Origin of the sequence: Streptomyces sp. NRRL F-5727, assembly GCF_000719555.1 — a bacterium.
In the GTDB taxonomy this organism is placed as follows: domain Bacteria; phylum Actinomycetota; class Actinomycetes; order Streptomycetales; family Streptomycetaceae; genus Streptomyces.
In genome coordinates this window covers 68,188-85,542 of record NZ_JOGX01000015.1, presented here as the reverse complement: position 1 = coordinate 85,542, position 17,355 = coordinate 68,188, and the positions used below count along the sequence as shown (strand labels likewise).

General features: G+C 74.3%; 18 protein-coding genes. 13 read left to right on the top strand and 5 right to left on the bottom strand.

Annotation, left to right across the window (positions count from 1 at the left end):
• Positions 1 to 2: 2 nt before the first annotated feature.
• From cbiQ to IF73_RS0113855, 5 genes are all read left to right on the top strand, one after another.
• A complete protein-coding gene (gene cbiQ / locus IF73_RS0113870) occupies positions 3 to 773 on the top strand; it encodes a cobalt ECF transporter T component CbiQ (RefSeq protein ID WP_031007303.1) in 771 nt (256 codons plus the stop codon).
• A complete protein-coding gene (locus tag IF73_RS0113865; RefSeq protein WP_031007302.1) occupies positions 770 to 1,513 on the top strand; it encodes an energy-coupling factor ABC transporter ATP-binding protein in 744 nt (247 codons plus the stop codon). The genes cbiQ and IF73_RS0113865 overlap by 4 nt, the downstream gene beginning before the upstream one ends.
• A 102-nt stretch (positions 1,514 to 1,615) precedes the next feature.
• Positions 1,616 to 1,987: a hypothetical protein gene (locus tag IF73_RS38630; RefSeq protein WP_234338229.1), complete on the top strand. Its 372-nt coding sequence runs from the start codon at positions 1,616 to 1,618 to the stop codon at positions 1,985 to 1,987.
• Positions 1,984 to 2,175 carry a hypothetical protein gene (locus IF73_RS41965; protein WP_234338228.1) on the top strand — a complete coding sequence of 64 codons (192 nt, stop codon included), beginning with the start codon at positions 1,984 to 1,986 and terminating at the stop codon, positions 2,173 to 2,175. Before IF73_RS38630 ends, IF73_RS41965 begins: the two co-directional genes overlap by 4 nt.
• Before the next feature lie 92 nt (positions 2,176 to 2,267).
• Positions 2,268 to 3,428 carry a serine hydrolase domain-containing protein gene (locus tag IF73_RS0113855; RefSeq protein WP_031007300.1) on the top strand — a complete coding sequence of 387 codons (1,161 nt, stop codon included), beginning with the start codon at positions 2,268 to 2,270 and terminating at the stop codon, positions 3,426 to 3,428.
• Positions 3,429 to 3,437: 9 nt separating this feature from the next.
• Here IF73_RS0113855 and IF73_RS0113850 read toward each other — a convergent pair whose 3' ends face one another.
• On the bottom strand, positions 3,438 to 3,908 hold the full coding sequence (locus IF73_RS0113850; protein ID WP_031007298.1) for a hypothetical protein: 471 nt from the start codon (positions 3,906 to 3,908) through the stop codon (positions 3,438 to 3,440).
• A gap of 95 nt (positions 3,909 to 4,003) precedes the next feature.
• Between IF73_RS0113850 and IF73_RS0113845 the strand changes: the two genes are divergently transcribed.
• Positions 4,004 to 4,750 carry an SDR family NAD(P)-dependent oxidoreductase gene (locus IF73_RS0113845; RefSeq protein ID WP_031007296.1) on the top strand — a complete coding sequence of 249 codons (747 nt, stop codon included), beginning with the start codon at positions 4,004 to 4,006 and terminating at the stop codon, positions 4,748 to 4,750.
• Between the two features lie 75 nt (positions 4,751 to 4,825).
• Here the strand turns inward: IF73_RS0113845 and IF73_RS0113840 are convergent, their stop codons facing one another.
• The 3 genes from IF73_RS0113840 to IF73_RS0113830 form a co-directional block, all read right to left on the bottom strand.
• On the bottom strand, positions 4,826 to 5,314 hold the full coding sequence (locus tag IF73_RS0113840; protein WP_031007294.1) for a YbaK/EbsC family protein: 489 nt from the start codon (positions 5,312 to 5,314) through the stop codon (positions 4,826 to 4,828).
• Positions 5,315 to 5,367: 53 nt separating this feature from the next.
• Positions 5,368 to 7,002 (bottom strand): penicillin-binding transpeptidase domain-containing protein, encoded by a 1,635-nt coding sequence (locus IF73_RS0113835; RefSeq protein WP_031007291.1) that lies wholly within the window; start codon positions 7,000 to 7,002, stop codon positions 5,368 to 5,370.
• 420 nt (positions 7,003 to 7,422) lie between these two features.
• Positions 7,423 to 9,180 carry a dolichyl-phosphate-mannose--protein mannosyltransferase gene (locus IF73_RS0113830; protein WP_031007289.1) on the bottom strand — a complete coding sequence of 586 codons (1,758 nt, stop codon included), beginning with the start codon at positions 9,178 to 9,180 and terminating at the stop codon, positions 7,423 to 7,425.
• A 90-nt stretch (positions 9,181 to 9,270) separates the two neighbouring features.
• Here IF73_RS0113830 and rsmI point away from each other — a divergent pair, with 90 nt between their 5' ends.
• From rsmI to IF73_RS0113800, 6 genes are all read left to right on the top strand, one after another.
• Positions 9,271 to 10,116 (top strand): 16S rRNA (cytidine(1402)-2'-O)-methyltransferase, encoded by an 846-nt coding sequence (gene rsmI / locus IF73_RS0113825; RefSeq protein WP_031007286.1) that lies wholly within the window; start codon positions 9,271 to 9,273, stop codon positions 10,114 to 10,116.
• Positions 10,117 to 10,408: 292 nt separating this feature from the next.
• Positions 10,409 to 10,825, top strand: coding sequence for a hypothetical protein (locus tag IF73_RS0113820; RefSeq protein ID WP_031007285.1), 417 nt, complete (start codon positions 10,409 to 10,411; stop codon positions 10,823 to 10,825).
• Positions 10,826 to 10,848: 23 nt separating this feature from the next.
• Positions 10,849 to 11,718 carry a TatD family hydrolase gene (locus IF73_RS0113815; RefSeq protein WP_031007283.1) on the top strand — a complete coding sequence of 290 codons (870 nt, stop codon included), beginning with the start codon at positions 10,849 to 10,851 and terminating at the stop codon, positions 11,716 to 11,718.
• Between the two features lie 82 nt (positions 11,719 to 11,800).
• Positions 11,801 to 13,069 carry a ubiquitin-like domain-containing protein gene (locus IF73_RS0113810; protein ID WP_031007281.1) on the top strand — a complete coding sequence of 423 codons (1,269 nt, stop codon included), beginning with the start codon at positions 11,801 to 11,803 and terminating at the stop codon, positions 13,067 to 13,069.
• A gap of 28 nt (positions 13,070 to 13,097) precedes the next feature.
• Positions 13,098 to 13,982 (top strand): 16S rRNA (adenine(1518)-N(6)/adenine(1519)-N(6))-dimethyltransferase RsmA, encoded by an 885-nt coding sequence (gene rsmA, locus IF73_RS0113805; RefSeq protein ID WP_031007279.1) that lies wholly within the window; start codon positions 13,098 to 13,100, stop codon positions 13,980 to 13,982.
• Positions 13,979 to 14,875 (top strand): 4-(cytidine 5'-diphospho)-2-C-methyl-D-erythritol kinase, encoded by an 897-nt coding sequence (locus tag IF73_RS0113800; RefSeq protein ID WP_031007278.1) that lies wholly within the window; start codon positions 13,979 to 13,981, stop codon positions 14,873 to 14,875. Before rsmA ends, IF73_RS0113800 begins: the two co-directional genes overlap by 4 nt.
• Here the strand turns inward: IF73_RS0113800 and IF73_RS0113795 are convergent.
• Positions 14,872 to 15,840 carry a hypothetical protein gene (locus tag IF73_RS0113795; RefSeq protein ID WP_031007276.1) on the bottom strand — a complete coding sequence of 323 codons (969 nt, stop codon included), beginning with the start codon at positions 15,838 to 15,840 and terminating at the stop codon, positions 14,872 to 14,874. The two genes, IF73_RS0113800 and IF73_RS0113795, sit on opposite strands and share 4 nt — an antisense overlap.
• 226 nt (positions 15,841 to 16,066) lie before the next feature.
• Between IF73_RS0113795 and IF73_RS0113790 the strand changes: the two genes are divergently transcribed.
• Positions 16,067 to 17,350: an acyltransferase family protein gene (locus IF73_RS0113790; protein WP_031007274.1), complete on the top strand. Its 1,284-nt coding sequence runs from the start codon at positions 16,067 to 16,069 to the stop codon at positions 17,348 to 17,350.
• Positions 17,351 to 17,355: the final 5 nt, after the last annotated feature.

Below are 17,355 nucleotides of genomic sequence, written 5' to 3'. Positions count from 1 at the left end.
CGATGGGAGCGGGCCACGCGCACAAGCTGTACCGGCGGGGCGACTCGCCGGTCCACGCCCTGCCCGCGCACACCAAGCTCGTCGCCGTCCTCGGCTTCGTCCTGGTCGTCGTCACCACCCCGCGCGAGGCCGTCTGGGCCTTCGCCGGCTACGCCGTCCTGCTCGGCGCGGTCGCCGCACGCGCGCGCGTGCCCGCCGGATTCGTCCTCCGGCGGCTCGCCATCGAGCTCCCCTTCGTCGCCTTCGCCCTGCTCATGCCGTTCGTGGTCCCCGGCGAGCAGACCCAGGTCCTCGGCGTCTCCCTGAGCGTCCCCGGCCTCTGGGGCGCCTGGAACATCCTCGCCAAGGGCACCCTCGGCGTCGCCGCCTCCGTGCTCCTCGCCGCCACCACCGAGCTCCGGGCCCTGATCCTCGCCCTCCAGCGCCTCCGCCTGCCCCCGCTCCTCGTCCAGATCGCCTCGTTCATGATCCGGTACGGCGACCTCATCACCGACGAGATGCGCCGGATGTCCATCGCCCGCCGCTCCCGCGGCTTCGAGGCGAGCGGCGTCCGCCACTGGGGCGTCCTCGCCAAGTCCGCCGGCGCGCTCTTCATCCGCTCGTACGAGCGCGGCGAGCGCGTCCACCTCGCCATGGTCAGCCGCGGCTACACCGGCACCATGCCGCTCCTCGACGACCGGCCCGCCACCCGCGCCCAGTGGGCGACCGCCCTGGCGCTGCCGCTCGCCGCCCTCCCGATCTGCCTCCTCGCCCTCCTCGGACGGACCCCATGACCGCGCCCTCGCTGGACGTCTCCGGCCTCGCCTACGCCTACCCCGACGGCCACCAGGCGCTCTTCGGCGTGAACCTGACCATCGGACGCGGCGAGCGGGTCGCCCTGCTCGGCCCCAACGGCGCCGGGAAGACCACCCTCGTCCTCCACCTCAACGGCATCCTCACCGCCGGCGCGGGCACCGTCACCGTCGCCGGGCTGCCCGTCGGCAGGCAGCACATGGCGGAGATCCGGCGGAAGGTCGGCATCGTCTTCCAGGACCCCGACGACCAGCTCTTCATGCCCACCGTCCGCGAGGACGTCGCCTTCGGCCCCGCCGCGGCCGGGCTGCGCGGCGCCGCACTGGACGCCGTCGTGGAGCGGGCCCTGGACCGGGTCGGCATGGCCGCGTACGCGGACCGGCCCCCGCACCACCTCTCCTTCGGGCAGCGGCGCCGGGTCGCCGTCGCGACCGTCCTCGCCACCGAGCCGGAGATCCTCGTCCTCGACGAGCCGTCCTCCAACCTCGACCCGGCCTCCCGCCGCGAGCTCGCCGACGTGCTGCGCTCCCTCGACGTCACCGTCCTCATGGTCACCCACGACCTGCCGTACGCCCTGGAGCTCTGCCCGCGCTCGCTGGTCCTCAGCGAGGGCGTGATCGCCGCCGACGGGCCGACCCGCGAGATCCTCGCCGACGAGGAGCTCATGGCCCGCCACCGCCTCGAACTGCCCTTCGGTTTCGTTCCGGGTTCCGTCGCCTGACCGTCTCCGGTCCCGGGTGTGCTCCGATCGGTCGGATCTTCCGGTGAGCCGTGCCGCGACGGTCCGCGCGGCGACAGGGCCGAGGTTATGAAGGGAAAACGGATGACAGTTCGTCATTCGAACACCCCGTACATCGACCTCAGGAGCCGCATGATGCGCCCCACCAGAGCAGCCTGCCTCGGCACGGCCACCGCACTGGCCGCTCTCCTCGCCTGCACCTCGCTCACGACCGCCAGCGCGGCGGACGCCGGCACCGACAAGGACAAGGCCAAGGGCCGGGTCCTCACCTTCATCGGCCACCTCGCGGAGCAGCACGACTTCCCCGTGAACCCCAACGGCCCCGCCGCGCAGGGCGACCGGACCGTCTTCCGCTCGGTCCTCTTCGACAAGGACGACAGGTCGAGGTCGGCGAGACCAACGGCTTCTGCTACACCACCAACGCCAACGGCGGCGGCGCCGAGGAGTGCCTGGTGACCTACACCCTCCCCGGCGGCCAGCTCACCGTGCAGGGCATGTACTACGGCATCCTCAACCCGGGACCGCCCCCCTCGTTCGACAGCGCGATCACCGGCGGCACCGGGAAGTACGAGAAGGCGCGCGGCTCGGTCCACGCCGACACGATCGGCGTCGGCACGAGGCGCTTCACGATCCACCTCGCCTGACCTCCCCCGACGTCCACCTGACCCCGGAATCCGGCCGTCCCCCCTCACGTTGCACCATGGGAGCCGGTCGTACGAAAGGATGAGTGGGTCAGGTGGACGTGCAGGGCACGGTGGCGGCGGGCTGGGAGCCGGTCAGGGACGCGTTCCTGCGCAACTTCGAGCAGCGGGGCGAGCGCGGCGCGGCCGTCGCCGTCCACCGCGACGGGGTCAAGGTCGTCGACCTGTGGGCCGGCACCAGGGACGCCGACGGCACCGCCCCCTGGACCGAGGGCACGGCCCAGATCGTCCGCTCGGCCACCAAGGGCGTCGCCGCCGCCGTCCCGCTCCTCCTCCACCAGCGCGGCCGGATCGACCTGGACGCCCCGGTGGCCACGTACTGGCCCGAGTTCAAGGCGGCCGGCAAGGACCGCGTGACGGTACGGCAGCTCCTCGCCCACCAGGCGGGCGTCCCCGTCCTCGACCGCCCGCTCACCCTCGCCGAGGCCACCGACCTGGAGGCGTCCACCGCGGCCGTCGCCGCCCAGGCCCCCGCCTGGGAGCCCGGCACCGCCCACGGCTACCACGCCCACACCTTCAGCTGGCTCCTCTCCGGCCTGGTCCACCGGGTGACCGGCCGCACGATCGGCCGCTGGGTCGCCGACGAACTGGCCGGCCCGCTCGGCCTGGACCTCTGGATCGGCATGCCGGCCGCCGAGGAGCACCGCGTCGGCCGCCTCGCCCCCGTCGACGCCCCCGAGGACAGCGGCGCCCTCCGGCTGCGCCCCAAGCGCTCCGTCACGGAGGCGTGGGAGGACCCGGCGTCCCTCACCCGCCGCGCCTTCGAGGTCATCACCCCGAAGCCCGACGAGAACGACCCCGCCTACCGGGCGGCCGAACTCCCCGGCTCGGCGGGCGTGGCCACCGCCCGCTCCCTCTCCCGCTTCTACGCCGCCACCCTCGGCCCCCTCGCCGACGGCACCCCCCGCCTCTTCGCCCCCGCGACCCTGGCCCTGGCCCGCACGGAGGAGTCGGCGGGCACGGACCGGGTCCTCCTGGTCGGCACCCGCTTCGGCCTGGGCCACATGCTCCACGGCCCCGCCTCACCCCTCCTCGGCCCCACCTCCTTCGGCCACCCCGGCCGCGGCGGCTCCCTCGCCTTCGCCGACCCCGAATCCGGCACCGCCTTCGGCTACGTCACCAACGGCATGCGCAAGACGGTCACCTCGGACCCCCGGGCCCAGGCCCTGGTACGGGCGGTCAAGTCCCTGCTCTGACGGGCGGCCCTAGCGGTCCGTCCCCCAGCGCCACAGCAGCTCCCCGCCGTCCGGCACGGCGGCCCAGCGGGCGGCGGCGGCGTCCAGGCGCGGCCCCGTCCTCGCCAGGGCCTCCGCGTCCAGGAGCGCCGGGCCGACACCGCGGCCCTCCACGGGGAGGCCGCGCCACACCCGGTAGGCCCAGTTCACCGACAGCTCGGCGGCCAGCACGGCGTCGCCGCCCCGGCGCAGCACCTTCAGCCCCGACCGGCGGTGCCGGCCCGGGACGACGGGCTCGAAGCCCTCGAAGGTGGCGCCGCGCGCCGTCGCCCCCCAGAAGCCGTCCTCGATACCGAGGGCGGTCTCCACGACGGCGTGGACCAGGTCGTGCGGCAGGCTCGGGCCGACGGGCCGGGCGGGCAGCCTGACGTCCGGCCCCTTGCGGGCGCGGACCAGGATCTCGTGCCGGCCATCCGGCAGCTTCCGGAAGGAGATCTCCATACCGGCGACGGTAGGCCCGGAACCGCCCGCCGCCCAGCGATTTCCCGGCCGCACGGGGTCTGGCCGCGGCAGCCGGCCGGTGCTGAGATCGGGACATGGATCTCACGGCACGGTTCGCGGGAAAGACGGTCCTCGTCACGGGCGGCGGCAGCGGCATCGGCGCGGCGACCGCCCGCCGCCTGGCGGCGGAGGGCGCGCACCTCCTGGTCACGGACATCGACGAGGAGGCGGCCCAGCGGGTCGCGGCGGCCCTCCCGGACGCGACCCCGCTCCGCCTCGACATCACCGACCGCGCGGCGATCGACCGGCTGATCGGCGGGCTCCCCGCCCTCCACGCCCTCGTCAACAACGCCCTCGTCCCCTTCGTCGACGACCCCGACGAGAACTGGCGCCGCCAGCTCGACGGCACCCTCCTCGGCACCGTCCACTGCGCCCGGGCCGCCCTTCCCCACCTGGCGGCGACCCGGGGCGCGATCGTCACCATCGGCTCGGTCAACGCGGAGGTCTCCTTCGGCGACCACGCCTACAGCGCCGCGAAGGCGGCCCTCGGCTCCTACACGCGCACCCTGGCCGCCGAGGTGGCCCCGCTGGGCGTCCGCGTCAACCAGATCAACCCCGGCACGGTCGCCACCCCCGCCCGGTCGGGCAGGGAGAAGGGCCTCGCCGCCCTCGCCGACCGTGCCTACCCCCTGGGCCGCGTCGGCACCCCCGACGACATCGCCGCCGCGGTCGCCTTCCTGGCCTCCGCCGACGCCGCCTGGATCACCGCCACCACCCTCCGCGTCGACGGCGGCCTCCTCGGGGTGAACAGGCACTTCCGGGAGATCCTGGACGGCGGCTGACCAGGTCGTCGCCACCGGTCGCGACGCCCCCGCGGCCGGGTGGGGCATCCGTGACCGCGGGCGCGACCAGCGGCGTCACGCCGTGCGCTCGCGCACGTCCGCGAGGGTGGCGCCCGCGTGGGCGATCAGTTCCTTCGGGGGGAGGGCGAAGACGGAGTGCGGGGTGCCGGCCGCCGCCCACACCAGGGCGTGGTCGAGCAGTCCCTCGTCGGCCAGTACGCGGGTCCGGGTGCGGTGCCCGAAGGGCGGTACGCCGCCGATCGCGTACCCGGTCGTCTCCCGCACCACGCGCGCGTCGGCCCGGGTGACCTCCCCGGCGCCCAACGCCTCCCGCACCCGCTCGACGTCCACCCGCGAGGCCCCGTCCATGAGGACGAGCACCGGGACCCCGTCGGCGGCGAAGACCAGCGACTTCACGATCTCGGAGACCGCGCAGCCGATCGCGTCGGCGGCCTGCTGGGCGGTCCGGGTCTCGTCCGGGAAGCGCCGGACCTCGACGTCGAGGCCCGACTCGGCGAGGGCGGCGGCGAACCGGGGGTGGGCGGCGGAGGCGTCGGTCGTCATGCCCGCACGGTAGCGGTGGGTGTACGGGGCACGCGACCGGCTTTCCCGGACCGTCAGCCCGCCTTCAGGACCCGCGCCACCACCGGTCCCGCCGCGTCGCCGCCGTGTCCGCCGGCCTGGACCACGGCCGCGGCGGCGAGGTCGCCGGAGTAGCCGGTGAACCAGCTGTTGGAGGTGGCCTGGTCGCCGACCTCCGCCGAGCCGGTCTTCGCGCCCTTCGGCGACGGCACCCCGGCCATCGCCGCCAGGGCCGTGCCCTGCGGGGCGGTGGCGGCCGCGTTCATCATCTTCCGCAGCCCGCGGGCGACGTCGTCCGGCAGCGGCTCGGCGGTGGCGAACTTCCGGTCGTCCACGTCCTGCGGGATCAGATACGGCTGGAGGAAGCCGCCGTTCTTCACGGTGGCGGAGACCGACGCCATGTTGAGCGCGTTCATGGTGATCCTGCCCTGGCCGATGTACGAGGCGGCGGTCTCGGTGCCGCTGGACTCGGGCACGGACCCGTCGCTGGTCTGCACGCCGACCGACCACACCTCGCCGATGCCGAACCACTTGCGGGCGGTGTCGCCGAGCGCGGTGTTGTGGACGCCCTTGGCCTGGAGCGGCTTGATCGCCTTGATGAAGGCGGTGTTGCAGGACATGGCGAAGGCGTTGGTGAGGTCGCCGTTCGTGGTGAAGCGTTCGAGGTTCTGGAAGGTGGCGCCGTCCCACTGCACGGTCGGCGGACACTCCACCCGCGTGCCCGGCCCGGCGATGCCGTACCGCATCATCATCGCCCCCGTCACGATCTTCATCGTGGAGCCGGGCGCCTGCTTCCCCTGGAACGCGGTGTTGAAGCCCGACGCCGGGTTGTTGGCGACCGCCCGTATCGCCCCCGTCGACGGCTCGACCGCCGCCACGGCCGCCGTCGGGAACTCCTTCACGGCCTTCTCCGCCGCCGCCTGCACGTCCGCGTCGATGGTCGTGCGCAGCTCGCCGGGCTTGCCCGCCGACAGCACCAGGAGCGTGCTGGTCGGCGTGCCGCCGGCGTTCTCGATCCAGGTCTCGATGCCCGCCTTGCCGCCCGCCTTGGCGCCGTACCGCTGCCGCAGCGCGTCGAGGACCGGCACCAGCGACGGGTACTTCTCGGGCGGCAGCGCGGTGCCCTCGTGGTCGAGCGCCTTCACCGCCGGCGCCTTCGCCGTGCCGGTCCGCAGCGAGGCACCGGGGGTCAGCTTCGGGTGGAGGACGGTGGGCGTCCAGCGCACCAGCGGGCGGCCGGTGGACTCGCCGCGGACGACGGTGAGCTTCGACTCGTACGTCCACGGCTTCGACACCCCGTCGTACGTGACGGTAGCCTTCACCGTGAACGGCACGACCGCCCCCGTGGGCGTCCCGGGCGTGATCTCTGCCGCCGAGACGCCGACCTCCTGGTGGTACGCGGCGACCGCCGGGCCCGCCGTCACCGGATCGTTCGTCAGCTGACCGGCCCGGTCGGCCTCGCCGCCGGCCCAGGCGGCGAGGAAGTCCCGCGCGGTGGCGGTGACCTCCTCGGTCGTCACCGGCCCGGTCCGCGCCGCCGCCGTCCTCGTACCGTCGCCCGACGAACCTCCCGTGACCCCGTTCCAGAGGTTGTACCCCCCGTACGCGACCCCGCTCGCGACGACCGCGAACACGCCCCCGACGACACCGACCTTCACCCCACTGCGCATGACTGGGTTCCCCTCCCCGTGTGGACCATCGAGTCAAGCAGTCGCCACTGACAACTGTCGAGCAAGATCGGCCACACCTGTCACATCCTGCGCAAACGGAATTTCCCGTTGCGAAGGAGTCGTGGCAGCGTCCGAACTCCGGTCCCAGCCATGGCGTCCCGCGCGTCGCTCCCCAGGATGCGTTCTGGCGTTGCTACCGCATCGACGGGGAGGAGCCACCACGGCGTGGGACGAATGGAACCAGCTCACCGGTGGGAGCCGCTAGCCGGCGGGCGCGGCTGCTGTCGGCGGTGGCAGGGGAGCGGCGGCTGTTCCGGGCCGTCCGTAGGCCGTCCGGGGCCGTCGGCGCCCACCGACAGCCGCCGACAACAACCGAGAGGGCGCGACCGCCGGTCGCGCCCTCTTCTCACGTCCGCCCCGCTAGACCCAGGTGTCGAGCCACATCCGCGCCCGCCACTGGTCCATCGGGATCGGCGTCGCCGTGTAGATCGGCCAGAAGTAGATGAAGTTCCAGACGATCAGCAGGACCAGGCAGCCGGCCGCCACCGCGCCGAAGGTGCGGCGTTTCTCCGTGCCGCCCTTGGGGCCGATGATCGCGCCGATCATCATCGCCACGGCCAGGCACAGGTAGGGGACGAAGACGACGGCGTAGAAGAGGAAGATCGTGCGCTCCTGGTAGAGGAACCAGGGGACCCAGCCGGCCGCCACCGCGCAGGCGATCGCGCCGGCGCGCCAGTCGCGGCGGAAGGCCCAGCGCCAGAGGACGTACAGGAGGGCGAAGCAGGCGGCCCACCAGAGGAGGGGGGTGCCGAGGGCGAGGATCTCCTGGGCGCACTTCTCCCCGGCGGAGGCGGGGCAGCCGCGGGTGCCGGGGGCGGGGGACTCGTAGAAGTAGGAGACCGGGCGGCCGAGGACGATCCAGGACCAGGGGTTCGACTCGTAGGTGTGCGGCGAGGTCAGGCCGACGTGGAAGTTGTAGACCTCGGTCTCGTAGTGCCACAGGCTGCGCAGCCACTCCGGCAGCCAGGACCAGGTGCCGCCGCCGTTCGGCAGGGCGTCCTGCTTCTCGGCCCAGTCGCGGAAGTAGCCCTTGTCGGTGACGAGCCAGCCGGTCCAGGTCGCCAGGTACGTCGCCAGCGCCACCGGCACGACCGACACGAACGCCGGCAGCACGTCCTTCTTGATCACCGCGAGGTACGGGCGGACGGCGCCGGCCGTGCGGCGGGCGCCGATGTCCCACAGGACCGTCATCAGGCCGAAGCCGACCATGACGTAGAGGCCGTTCCACTTGGTCGCCGCCGCGAGGCCCAGCATCACGCCGGCCGCGATCCGCCAGGGCCGCCAGCCGAGGCGCAGGGTCTCGGCGATCTCCGCGTCGGGGCGGAGCACCCCCTCGTCGTCCTCCGGGAGCGCGGCGGCGAGCCGTCTCCGGGTCCGGTCGCGGTCGAGGACCAGGCAGCCGAACGCGGCCAGCACGAAGAACATCAGCACCTGGTCGAGGAGCGCGGTGCGGCTCATCACGAAGTGCAGGCCGTCGACGGCGAGCAGCAGCCCGGCGAGGCAGCCGAGGAAGGTGGAGCGGAAGAGGCGGCGGCCGATCCGGCAGAGCATCAGGACGGAGAGTGTCCCGAGCAGCGCCACCATGAACCGCCAGCCGAACGGCTCGAAGCCGAAGATCTTCTCGCCGAGGCCGATGACCCACTTGCCCATCGGCGGGTGGACGACGTAGCCGGGGTCGGTGGGGATCAGGACCGAGCCGGGGTCCTTCAGGATCGTCTTGTCGATGTCCTTGGGCCAGGCCCCCTCGTACCCCTGGTTGATCAGGGCCCAGGAGTCCTTGGCGTAGTACGTCTCGTCGAATATCACCGCGTGCGGCTTGCCCAGGTTCCAGAACCGGAGCACGCCCGCGACGGCGGCGACCAGCAGCGGGCCGCCCCAGGCGGCCAGCCGCCACAGCCGGTCGGCGGCGGCCGGGCCGAGGCCGAGCAGCGACATGACCCGCGGCGAGGGCCGGGTGTACGGCGGGTCGAGCCGGTCCCTCGTGCCGATGGAGAGCGTGCCGGCGGCGGGCGGGCGGTAGCCGAAGCGCCGCAGCCGCAGCTGCCACGACGAGGGCTCGGCCACGGTCTTCGCCATGGAGTGCTGGCCCTCCAGGGCCTCGGGTGCGGTACGGGTCACCGCGCCATCGTAGGGACTGCGTCTGTGCGCGTCGCCTGTCCGGGCGGTACGGGGCGCCGCGGCGGGTGCGACTCCTGGGAGGATGGGCGGGTGACAGGAACGCTGGTACTCGCAGGCACCCCCATCGGCGACATCGCGGACGCCCCGCCCCGGCTCGTCGCCGAGCTGGAGGGCGCGGACATCGTCGCGGCCGAGGACACCCGCCGGCTGCGCGGGCTGACCCGGGCGCTCGGCGTGCACACGACGGGGCGGGTCGTCTCCTACTTCGAGGGGAACGAGTCGGCCCGTACGCCCGAGCTGGTCGAGGCGCTGGCCGGCGGGGCGCGGGTGCTGCTCGTCACCGACGCGGGCATGCCGTCCGTCTCCGACCCGGGCTACCGGCTGGTCGCCGCCGCCGTCGAGGCGGACATCAAGGTGACGGCCGTCCCCGGCCCGTCCGCGGTGCTCACCGCGCTGGCGCTGTCCGGGCTGCCGGTGGACCGCTTCTGCTTCGAGGGCTTCCTGCCGCGGAAGGCGGGTGAGCGGCTGGGCCGGCTGAAGGAGGTCGCGGCCGAGCGCCGCACCCTCGTCTACTTCGAGGCGCCGCACCGGCTCGACGACACCCTCGACGCGATGGCCGAGGTGTTCGGCGCCGAGCGCCGCGCCGCCGTCTGCCGCGAGCTGACCAAGACGTACGAGGAAGTGAAGCGGGGCCCGCTGGGCGAACTGGCCGCCTGGGCCAAGGAAGGGGTGCGCGGCGAGATCACGGTCGTCGTCGAGGGCGCCCCCGAAACGGGCCCGGAGGAGCTGGACGCGGCCGAACTGGTCCGCCGCGTACGGGTCCGCGAGGAGGCCGGCGAACGGCGCAAGGAAGCGATCGCCGCGGTAGCCGCCGAAGCGGGTCTCCCCAAGCGCGAGGTCTTCGACGCGGTGGTAGCCGCGAAGCACACCCCCTGACCGCCGGGGCCCCGACCGTCCGGCCCTCCCGCCCCCCGGGCCCCTCCCAGGGAGACGCGCGGCGGCGGGGCGGGAATCCGGTGTCGGGGCGGGGTGGGAAAGGTTCCGGGAAACTCTGGGAAGGCTCTGGAATCGGTAAAGGGATAACCTTTAATGCAAAGCCGAATCCGGCGCCGGGAGTCGTCACGGGGCGCTTGGCAAGGGAACGCCCAAAACCGCTCCATGCTTCCTTCCGTGCTGATGCGCTCCGGGCCGAAAAGGCGTCCACTGGACCCAGTGGAGAGGAGCTGGCATGAGCGAGACCACCGGCACCGGAACGCCCGTCGTGCACGAGGCGTACGCCTTCGCCTGCATGAGGTGCGGGTACGGCTGGGAGCAGTCCTACGACATCGAGCACCACACGGACGCGCGCGGTGAGGCGTTCGTCGTGTACAAGGCGGACGGCGAGCGGGTGCCCTCACCGCTCTCGAACCCGACCTGCATGAACTGCGGCGGGCACGTGGTGCGGATCATGCGCGCCGGGCAGGTGTCCACCGTCCTGGACCTGATCGCGTCGATGGAGCACCACGGGCGCGGGGCGAAGGAGGCCAGGCCCGTCGCGATGACCGGGCCGATCGGGCAGGAGCTGACCCAGGGCGAGGAGCAGCCCCCGGTCCCGCACCACTGGCACCTCTCCGACCTGCTGCACCCCTTCCGCTCACGCCGCTGAAACCGTCCTCGTACGATCGGACCATGAGTGCCAAGGACGCCCCGCCGCCGCTGCCCGAACCCCTCCTCGTGGAGGTCGCGGACTCGCACACCCATCTGGACATGCAGTCCGGGACGGTCGAGGAGGCGCTGACCAAGGCGGCGGCCGTCGGCGTCACGACGGTCGTGCAGGTCGGCTGCGACGTGAAGGGCTCCCGGTGGGCCGCCGAGACGGCGGAGCGGTACGAGAACGTGCACGCGGCCGTCGCCCTGCACCCGAACGAGGCCCCCCGGATCGTGCTGGGGGACCCCGACGGGTGGTCCCGGCAGGGGGCTCGCGACGCGGGCGGTGACGCGGCGCTCGACGACGCGCTCGCCGAGATCGACCGGCTCGCCGCCCTCCCGCACGTCCTCGGCGTCGGCGAGACCGGCCTCGACTTCTTCCGCACCGGCCCCGAGGGCATGGCCGCGCAGGAGCGTTCCTTCCGCGCCCACATCGAGATCGCCAAGCGGCACGGGAAGACGCTCGTCATCCACGACCGGGAGGCGCACGCCGACGTCCTGCGCGTCCTCGACGAGGAGGGCGCCCCCGAGCGGACCGTCTTCCACTGCTACTCCGGCGACGCCGCCATGGCGGAGATCTGCGCCGCCAAGGGCTACTACATGTCCTTCGCCGGCAACATGACCTTCAAGAACGCCCAGCCGCTGCGGGACGCGCTCGCCGTCGCGCCGCTGGACCTCGTCCTCGTCGAGACCGACGCCCCCTTCCTCACCCCGGCCCCCTTCCGCGGCCGCCCCAACGCCCCCTACCTGATCCCGGTCACCGTCCGGGCGATGGCGGAGGTCCGCGGGATCGACGAGAACGCGATGGCCGAGGCGCTCGCCGTGAACACGGCCCGCGCCTTCGACTACTGATGGTCACCGATCCATAACGGTTACGTGTCGTAGTCGGGTCGCTTTGGAGAGTGCCGGCCGACGGGGCTAGGGTCCCGGCCTCGTGAGCACTTCCCAGGGCAGTCACCGCGCCGGACGCCGAGGCGGGGCGGCCACGCTGCCCGTCCACGAGCAGCCCACCCAGGTGGCGCCCCTCGCCACGGACCCCCTCCCCGTGCCCGCCCAGGGCCGGGCCGCCGCCCGCCGCGGCGCCCGGCGCCGCAAGGCCGCCCGCCCGGCCGGGGACGGGCTGCGCAGGCTCGTGCCGCAGGCCCTCGTCGTGGCCTTCCTGGCCGGCGGCACCACCGCCTTCGTCGCCGACGACAAGGCCGTCCGGCTCTCCGTCGACGGCGTCCCCCGCACCCTGCACACCTTCGCCGACGACGTGGACGAGCTGCTCGCCGACGAGGGCCTGACCGTCGGCGCCCACGACCTCGTCGCCCCCGCCCCCGGCGAGGCGCTGGCCAGCGGCGACGAGATCGTCCTCCGGTACGGCCGGCCGGTCGCCCTCACCCTCGACGGCTACCGCCGCCAGGTGTGGACCACCGCCGACACCGTCGAGGGCGCGCTGCGCCAGCTCGGCGTCCGCGCCGAGGGCGCCCACCTGTCGGTCTCCCGCTCCGCCGCGATCTCCCGCACCGGCCTCGCCCTCGACGTCCGCACCGAGCGCGCGGTCACCTTCCTCGCCGACGGGCGCGAGCGGACCGTCCGCACCAACGCGGCCACCGTCGCCGAGGCCCTCGACGAGGCCGGCATCACCCTCGGCGGCGAGGACACCACCTCCGTGCCCCGCGACGCCTTCCCTCGCGACGGGCAGACCATCACCGTGCTGCGGATCACCGGCTCCACCCAGACCCGCGAGGAGGCCGTCCCGTACGCCGTCGAGCGGATCCGCGACCCCGAGCTCTTCGCCGGCACCGAGGTCGTCGAGCGGCAGGGCGTCCCGGGCCTGCGCCGGGTCACGTACCACCTGCGGTCCGTCAACGGCGTGAAGCAGCGGCCCCGCCGCACCGGCGAGGAGCTCGTCCGCGAACCCGTCTCCCGAAAGGTCCGCGTCGGCACCCGCCGGCTCCCCACCTCCGTCGCCGGCGCCGACGGACTGAACTGGGGCGCCCTCGCCGCCTGCGAGTCCGGCGGCCGCCCGAACGCCGTCGACCCCTCGGGGACGTACGGCGGCCTCTACCAGTTCGACCCCGGCACCTGGCGCTCCCTGGGCGGCTCCGGCGTCGCCCAGAACGCGCCCGCCGCCGAGCAGACCTTCCGGGCGAAGAAGCTGTACGTGCAGCGCGGCGCGGGACCCTGGCCGCACTGCGGGCGCAGGCTTTTCCAGTGACGCCCCGGACAGGGCCTACGCTGTACCGGTGAGCACCACCACCGGCCCCGACGGCCCCGACGCCCTCCTCGGCCCCGCCGACATCCGTGAGCTGGCCGCCGCCCTCGGCGTGCGCCCCACGAAGCAGAAGGGCCAGAACTTCGTCATCGACGCCAACACCGTCCGGCGCATCGTCCGCACCGCGGGCGTGCGCCCGGACGACGTGGTCGTCGAGGTGGGGCCCGGACTCGGCTCCCTCACCCTGGCGCTCCTGGAGGCCGCCGACCGGGTGACCGCCGTCGAGATCGACGACCTCCTGGCCGCCGCGCTGCCCGCGACGATCGCCGCCCGGATGCCGGAGCGGAAGGACCGCTTCGCGCTGGTCCACTCCGACGCCATGCTCGTCCAGGAGCTGCCGGGCCCGGCGCCGACCGCGCTCGTCGCCAACCTCCCGTACAACGTGGCCGTGCCCGTCCTGCTGCACATGCTCGACCGCTTCCCGACCATCGAGCGGACCCTCGTCATGGTCCAGGCCGAGGTCGCCGACCGGCTCGCCGCCGGACCGGGCAACAAGGTGTACGGGGTCCCCTCCGTCAAGGCGAACTGGTACGCCGAGGTCAAGCGCGCCGGGGCGATCGGCCGCAACGTCTTCTGGCCCGCGCCCAACGTCGACTCGGGTCTCGTCTCCCTGGTCCGCCGCACCGAGCCGATCGCCACCACCGCGAGCAAGGCGGAGGTCTTCGCGGTCGTCGACGCGGCCTTCGCGCAGCGCCGCAAGACCCTGCGGGCCGCCCTCGCCGGCTGGGCCGGCTCCCCGGCCGCCGCCGAGGAGGCGCTGGTGAAGGCCGGGATCTCGCCGCAGGCGCGCGGCGAGGCGCTGACGGTCGAGAAGTTCGCGCGGATCGCCGAGAACAAGCCGGAGGCGACGGCGTGAACGCGGTGACCGTACGCGTACCGGCCAAGGTCAACGTCCAGCTCGCGGTGGGCGCGGCCCGCCCCGACGGCTTCCACGACCTGGCCAACGTCTTCCTCGCGGTCTCCCTCCACGACGAGGTGACCGCCACCCCCGCCGACGGCCTGACGATCACCTGCGCGGGCCCCGACGCGGACAAGGTCCCCCTCGACCGCACCAACCTGGCCGCCCGCGCCGCGGAACTCCTCGCCGCCCGGCACGGCCTCTCCCCGGACGTCCACCTCCACATCGCCAAGGCCATCCCGGTCGCCGGCGGCATGGCCGGCGGCAGCGCCGACGGCGCCGGCGCGCTGCTCGCCTGCGACGCGCTCTGGGGCCTGAACACCCCGCGCGAGGTCCTCCTGGAGATCTGCGCCGAGCTCGGCTCCGACGTGCCCTTCAGCCTGGTCGGCGGGGCGGCGCTCGGCGTGGGGCGCGGCGAGAGGCTGACGGAGCTGCCGGTCGCCGGGCCCTTCCACTGGGTCTTCGCGGTCGCCGACGGCGGTCTGTCGACCCCGGCGGTGTACGGCGAGTTCGACCGGCTCGCGGAAGGCGTCGAGATCCCGGAGCCGGCGGCCTCCCCGGTGCTCCTGGACGCCCTGGCCTCCGGCGACACCACGGCGCTGGCGGCCGCCCTCTCGAACGACCTCCAGCCCGCGGCGCTCTCCCTGCGCCCCTCCCTCGCCGCCACCCTCACGGCGGGCACCGAGGCCGGGGCCCTGGCGGCGCTGGTGTCCGGCTCGGGCCCGACGACGGCCTTCCTGGTGAAGGACGCGGAGGCGGCGGACCAGGTGGCGCGGGCCCTGCGGGCCTCCGGCACCTGCCGTGCCACCCACACCGCGACCTCCCCGGCGCCGGGCGCGGCGCTCGTCTAGAGCTTGTTCTTGGAGAGCGTGGCCAGGAGCAGGTTCGGGTCGGGGTCCACCGTGTCGAAGAAGGCCGCGCTGTTCACGTAGACGGTCTTGTGACGCACCGCCACGGAGGTCGGGTTGTCGAGCCCGTCCGTGCCGGTGAGCACGGTCTTGTGGGTGCCGTCGGGCCGGACGAGCTCCAGCTCGTTCGACATGATCAGGGCGGCGAGGACCGTGTCGCCGTGCCCGGTGAAGGCGAAGTCGTCGATGAAGTCGAGACCGGTCGCCCGGGTCTCGACCGGGCCGGCGGTCAGGTCCTTCCGGACCGGGATCCGCAGCAGCGTCCCCCGGGCCGTGTTGGACACCCAGACGGCGCCGTCGTGGACCTTGAGGCCGTTGGCGCCGAACGGGATCTCGGCGGTGGGTTCGAGCGCGGCCCCGGTGGCCCAGGCGGTGGGCTCGCCGCCGGTCACCGGGAGGCTCCACACCCTGCCGAGGCGGGTGTCGGCCGTGTAGAGGATGCCGCACTTCTCGTCGAGGGCGAGGCCGTTGGGGAAGGCGCCGGCCGGGAAGAAGCCGATCTGTTCGGGCGTGCCCCCGCCGGGCGGGACGCGCCAGACACCGGTCTCCTTCGTGCCGGTGACGTAGGTGACGTACAGGGTGCCGTCGTGGGCGCGGGCGATGCCGAGGGCGACGGCCCCGCCGACCGGCGTCTGGGCGCCCGGCACGTCGGGCAGGGTCGCGAGGGGCGTGGTGACGCCCTCCCTGGTGACGCGGACGACCTTGTGGGCGAAGGCGAAGGTGATGTCGGCGGAGCCGTCGGGTTCGAGGGCGATGTTCTCCGCGTTCTCACCGGCGGCGAAGTCGAAGTGGGCGACGACTCGGGGGTCGGTGACGGCCGGATCGCCGGCCGACGCGGGGCCGGCGGCGAGCACGGCGAGGGCGACGGCGGCGCCGGCGGCGGCCGCCAGGCGTGGGCGTCTCGACATGGATCTCTCCTCGGGGGTGGTGGGGGGTGACCTGAGGAGAACATGACGGTGTGCCGGGCGGGCCGTCCGGCAGCCCCGGCCGGGAGGTCGCCCGCGGGGTGGACGGCGTGGGCCGGTTGGCAGGCGCGCGCGGGCGGCGGACGCGCGCGCCGACGCCCCGTACTCAGACGCCGGTTGAGTATCCGCGCCCTGACGGACCCCGGGGCCGGCGCGGGACCGTACCGGCATGGGAATCAGCGCGCGTGAGCTCGCCGCCGCCACCCCGGCGGCGCGCGACCGGTATGTGGACCTGCTGCGGGTCGTCTCGCTCGGCGTCGTCGTCCTCGGCCACTGGCTGATGGCGGCGGTCACCTCCGACGGGGTCGGGAACCTGCTCGCCGTCGTGCCCGGGCTCCAGGTGGTCACCTGGGCGCTCCAGGTGATGCCGGTCTTCTTCTTCGTGGGCGGCTTCGCGCACGCCCTGGCCCACCGCTCCCGCCCCGGCTACGCCGACTTCCTGCGGGCCCGGCTGCGCCGGCTGCTGCGGCCGACGATGGTCTTCGTCGCGGTGTGGGGCGCGGCGGCGCTGCTCCTCCAGGCGGCCGGCGCCGACGGCGGACTGACCGGGGTGGCGCTGCGGCTGGTCACGCAGCCGCTGTGGTTCATCGGCATCTACCTGGCGATGGTCGCGTTCACGCCGCCGCTGCTGCGGGCGCACGAGCGGTACGGCTGGGGCGCCTTCGCGGGACTCGCCGGGGCCGCCGTCCTCGTCGACGTGCTGCGGTTCGCCGCCGGTGTTCCGTACGTCGAGTTCCTGAACTTCGCCTTCGTCTGGCTGGCCGTGCACCAGCTGGGCTTCCTGCGGGCGGACGGCATGATCCGGCGCCCGGCGCTGCTCGCGGGGGCGGGGCTCGTGGGCGCGGGCCTGCTGGTGGCCCTCGGCCCGTATCCGCTGTCCATGGTGGGAATGCCCGGCGAGAAGGTGTCGAACATGGCGCCGCCGACGCTGGCCCTGCTCTGCCACGGCCTGTGGCTGATCGGGGCGGTCGAGCTGCTGCGCGGCCCGGGGGCGCGGTTCGCGGCGCGGGCGCGGGTCTGGCGGGCGGTGGTCGCGGCGAACGGCATCGCCATGACCGCGTTCCTGTGGCACCTGACGGCGATGCTCGGCGTGTACGGCGGGATGCTCGCGCTCGGCGTCCGGCTCCCGGCCCCGGCGACCGGCGCCTGGTGGGCGCAGCTTCCGCTCAGGCTCGCCGCGGCCGTCCTGCTGACGGCCCTGCTCGTCGCCGTCTTCCGCCGCTTCGAGGCCCCCTCGCCGGTCCCCCGTACCGGCGGCTCCGGCCCGCTCGCCGCCCTCGGCATCGCGCTCGCCCTGCTGGGGATCCTCGGCCTGTCGATGACCGGCTTCGGCGGCCTCCTGGAGGGCCACACGGCGACCCTGGTGGCCGTCAGGGTGACCGCCCCGGCGGCGGTCGCGATGGCCCTGGCGGGCTGGTTCCTGGTGGACCGGCCGGGCCGGCCCCGGCCCTGACCTCG

Coding starts and splice junctions, on each gene's coding strand:
- cbiQ (WP_031007303.1), top strand. CDS start 3: ATGGGAGCGGGCCACGCGCACAAGCTGTACCGGCGGGGCGACTCGCCG.
- IF73_RS0113865 (WP_031007302.1), top strand. CDS start 770: ATGACCGCGCCCTCGCTGGACGTCTCCGGCCTCGCCTACGCCTACCCC.
- IF73_RS38630 (WP_234338229.1), top strand. CDS start 1,616: ATGACAGTTCGTCATTCGAACACCCCGTACATCGACCTCAGGAGCCGC.
- IF73_RS0113850 (WP_031007298.1), bottom strand. CDS start 3,908: ATGGAGATCTCCTTCCGGAAGCTGCCGGATGGCCGGCACGAGATCCTG.
- IF73_RS0113845 (WP_031007296.1), top strand. CDS start 4,004: ATGGATCTCACGGCACGGTTCGCGGGAAAGACGGTCCTCGTCACGGGC.
- IF73_RS0113840 (WP_031007294.1), bottom strand. CDS start 5,314: ATGACGACCGACGCCTCCGCCGCCCACCCCCGGTTCGCCGCCGCCCTC.
- IF73_RS0113835 (WP_031007291.1), bottom strand. CDS start 7,002: ATGCGCAGTGGGGTGAAGGTCGGTGTCGTCGGGGGCGTGTTCGCGGTC.
- IF73_RS0113820 (WP_031007285.1), top strand. CDS start 10,409: ATGAGCGAGACCACCGGCACCGGAACGCCCGTCGTGCACGAGGCGTAC.
- IF73_RS0113815 (WP_031007283.1), top strand. CDS start 10,849: ATGAGTGCCAAGGACGCCCCGCCGCCGCTGCCCGAACCCCTCCTCGTG.
- IF73_RS0113795 (WP_031007276.1), bottom strand. CDS start 15,840: ATGTCGAGACGCCCACGCCTGGCGGCCGCCGCCGGCGCCGCCGTCGCC.
- IF73_RS0113790 (WP_031007274.1), top strand. CDS start 16,067: ATGGGAATCAGCGCGCGTGAGCTCGCCGCCGCCACCCCGGCGGCGCGC.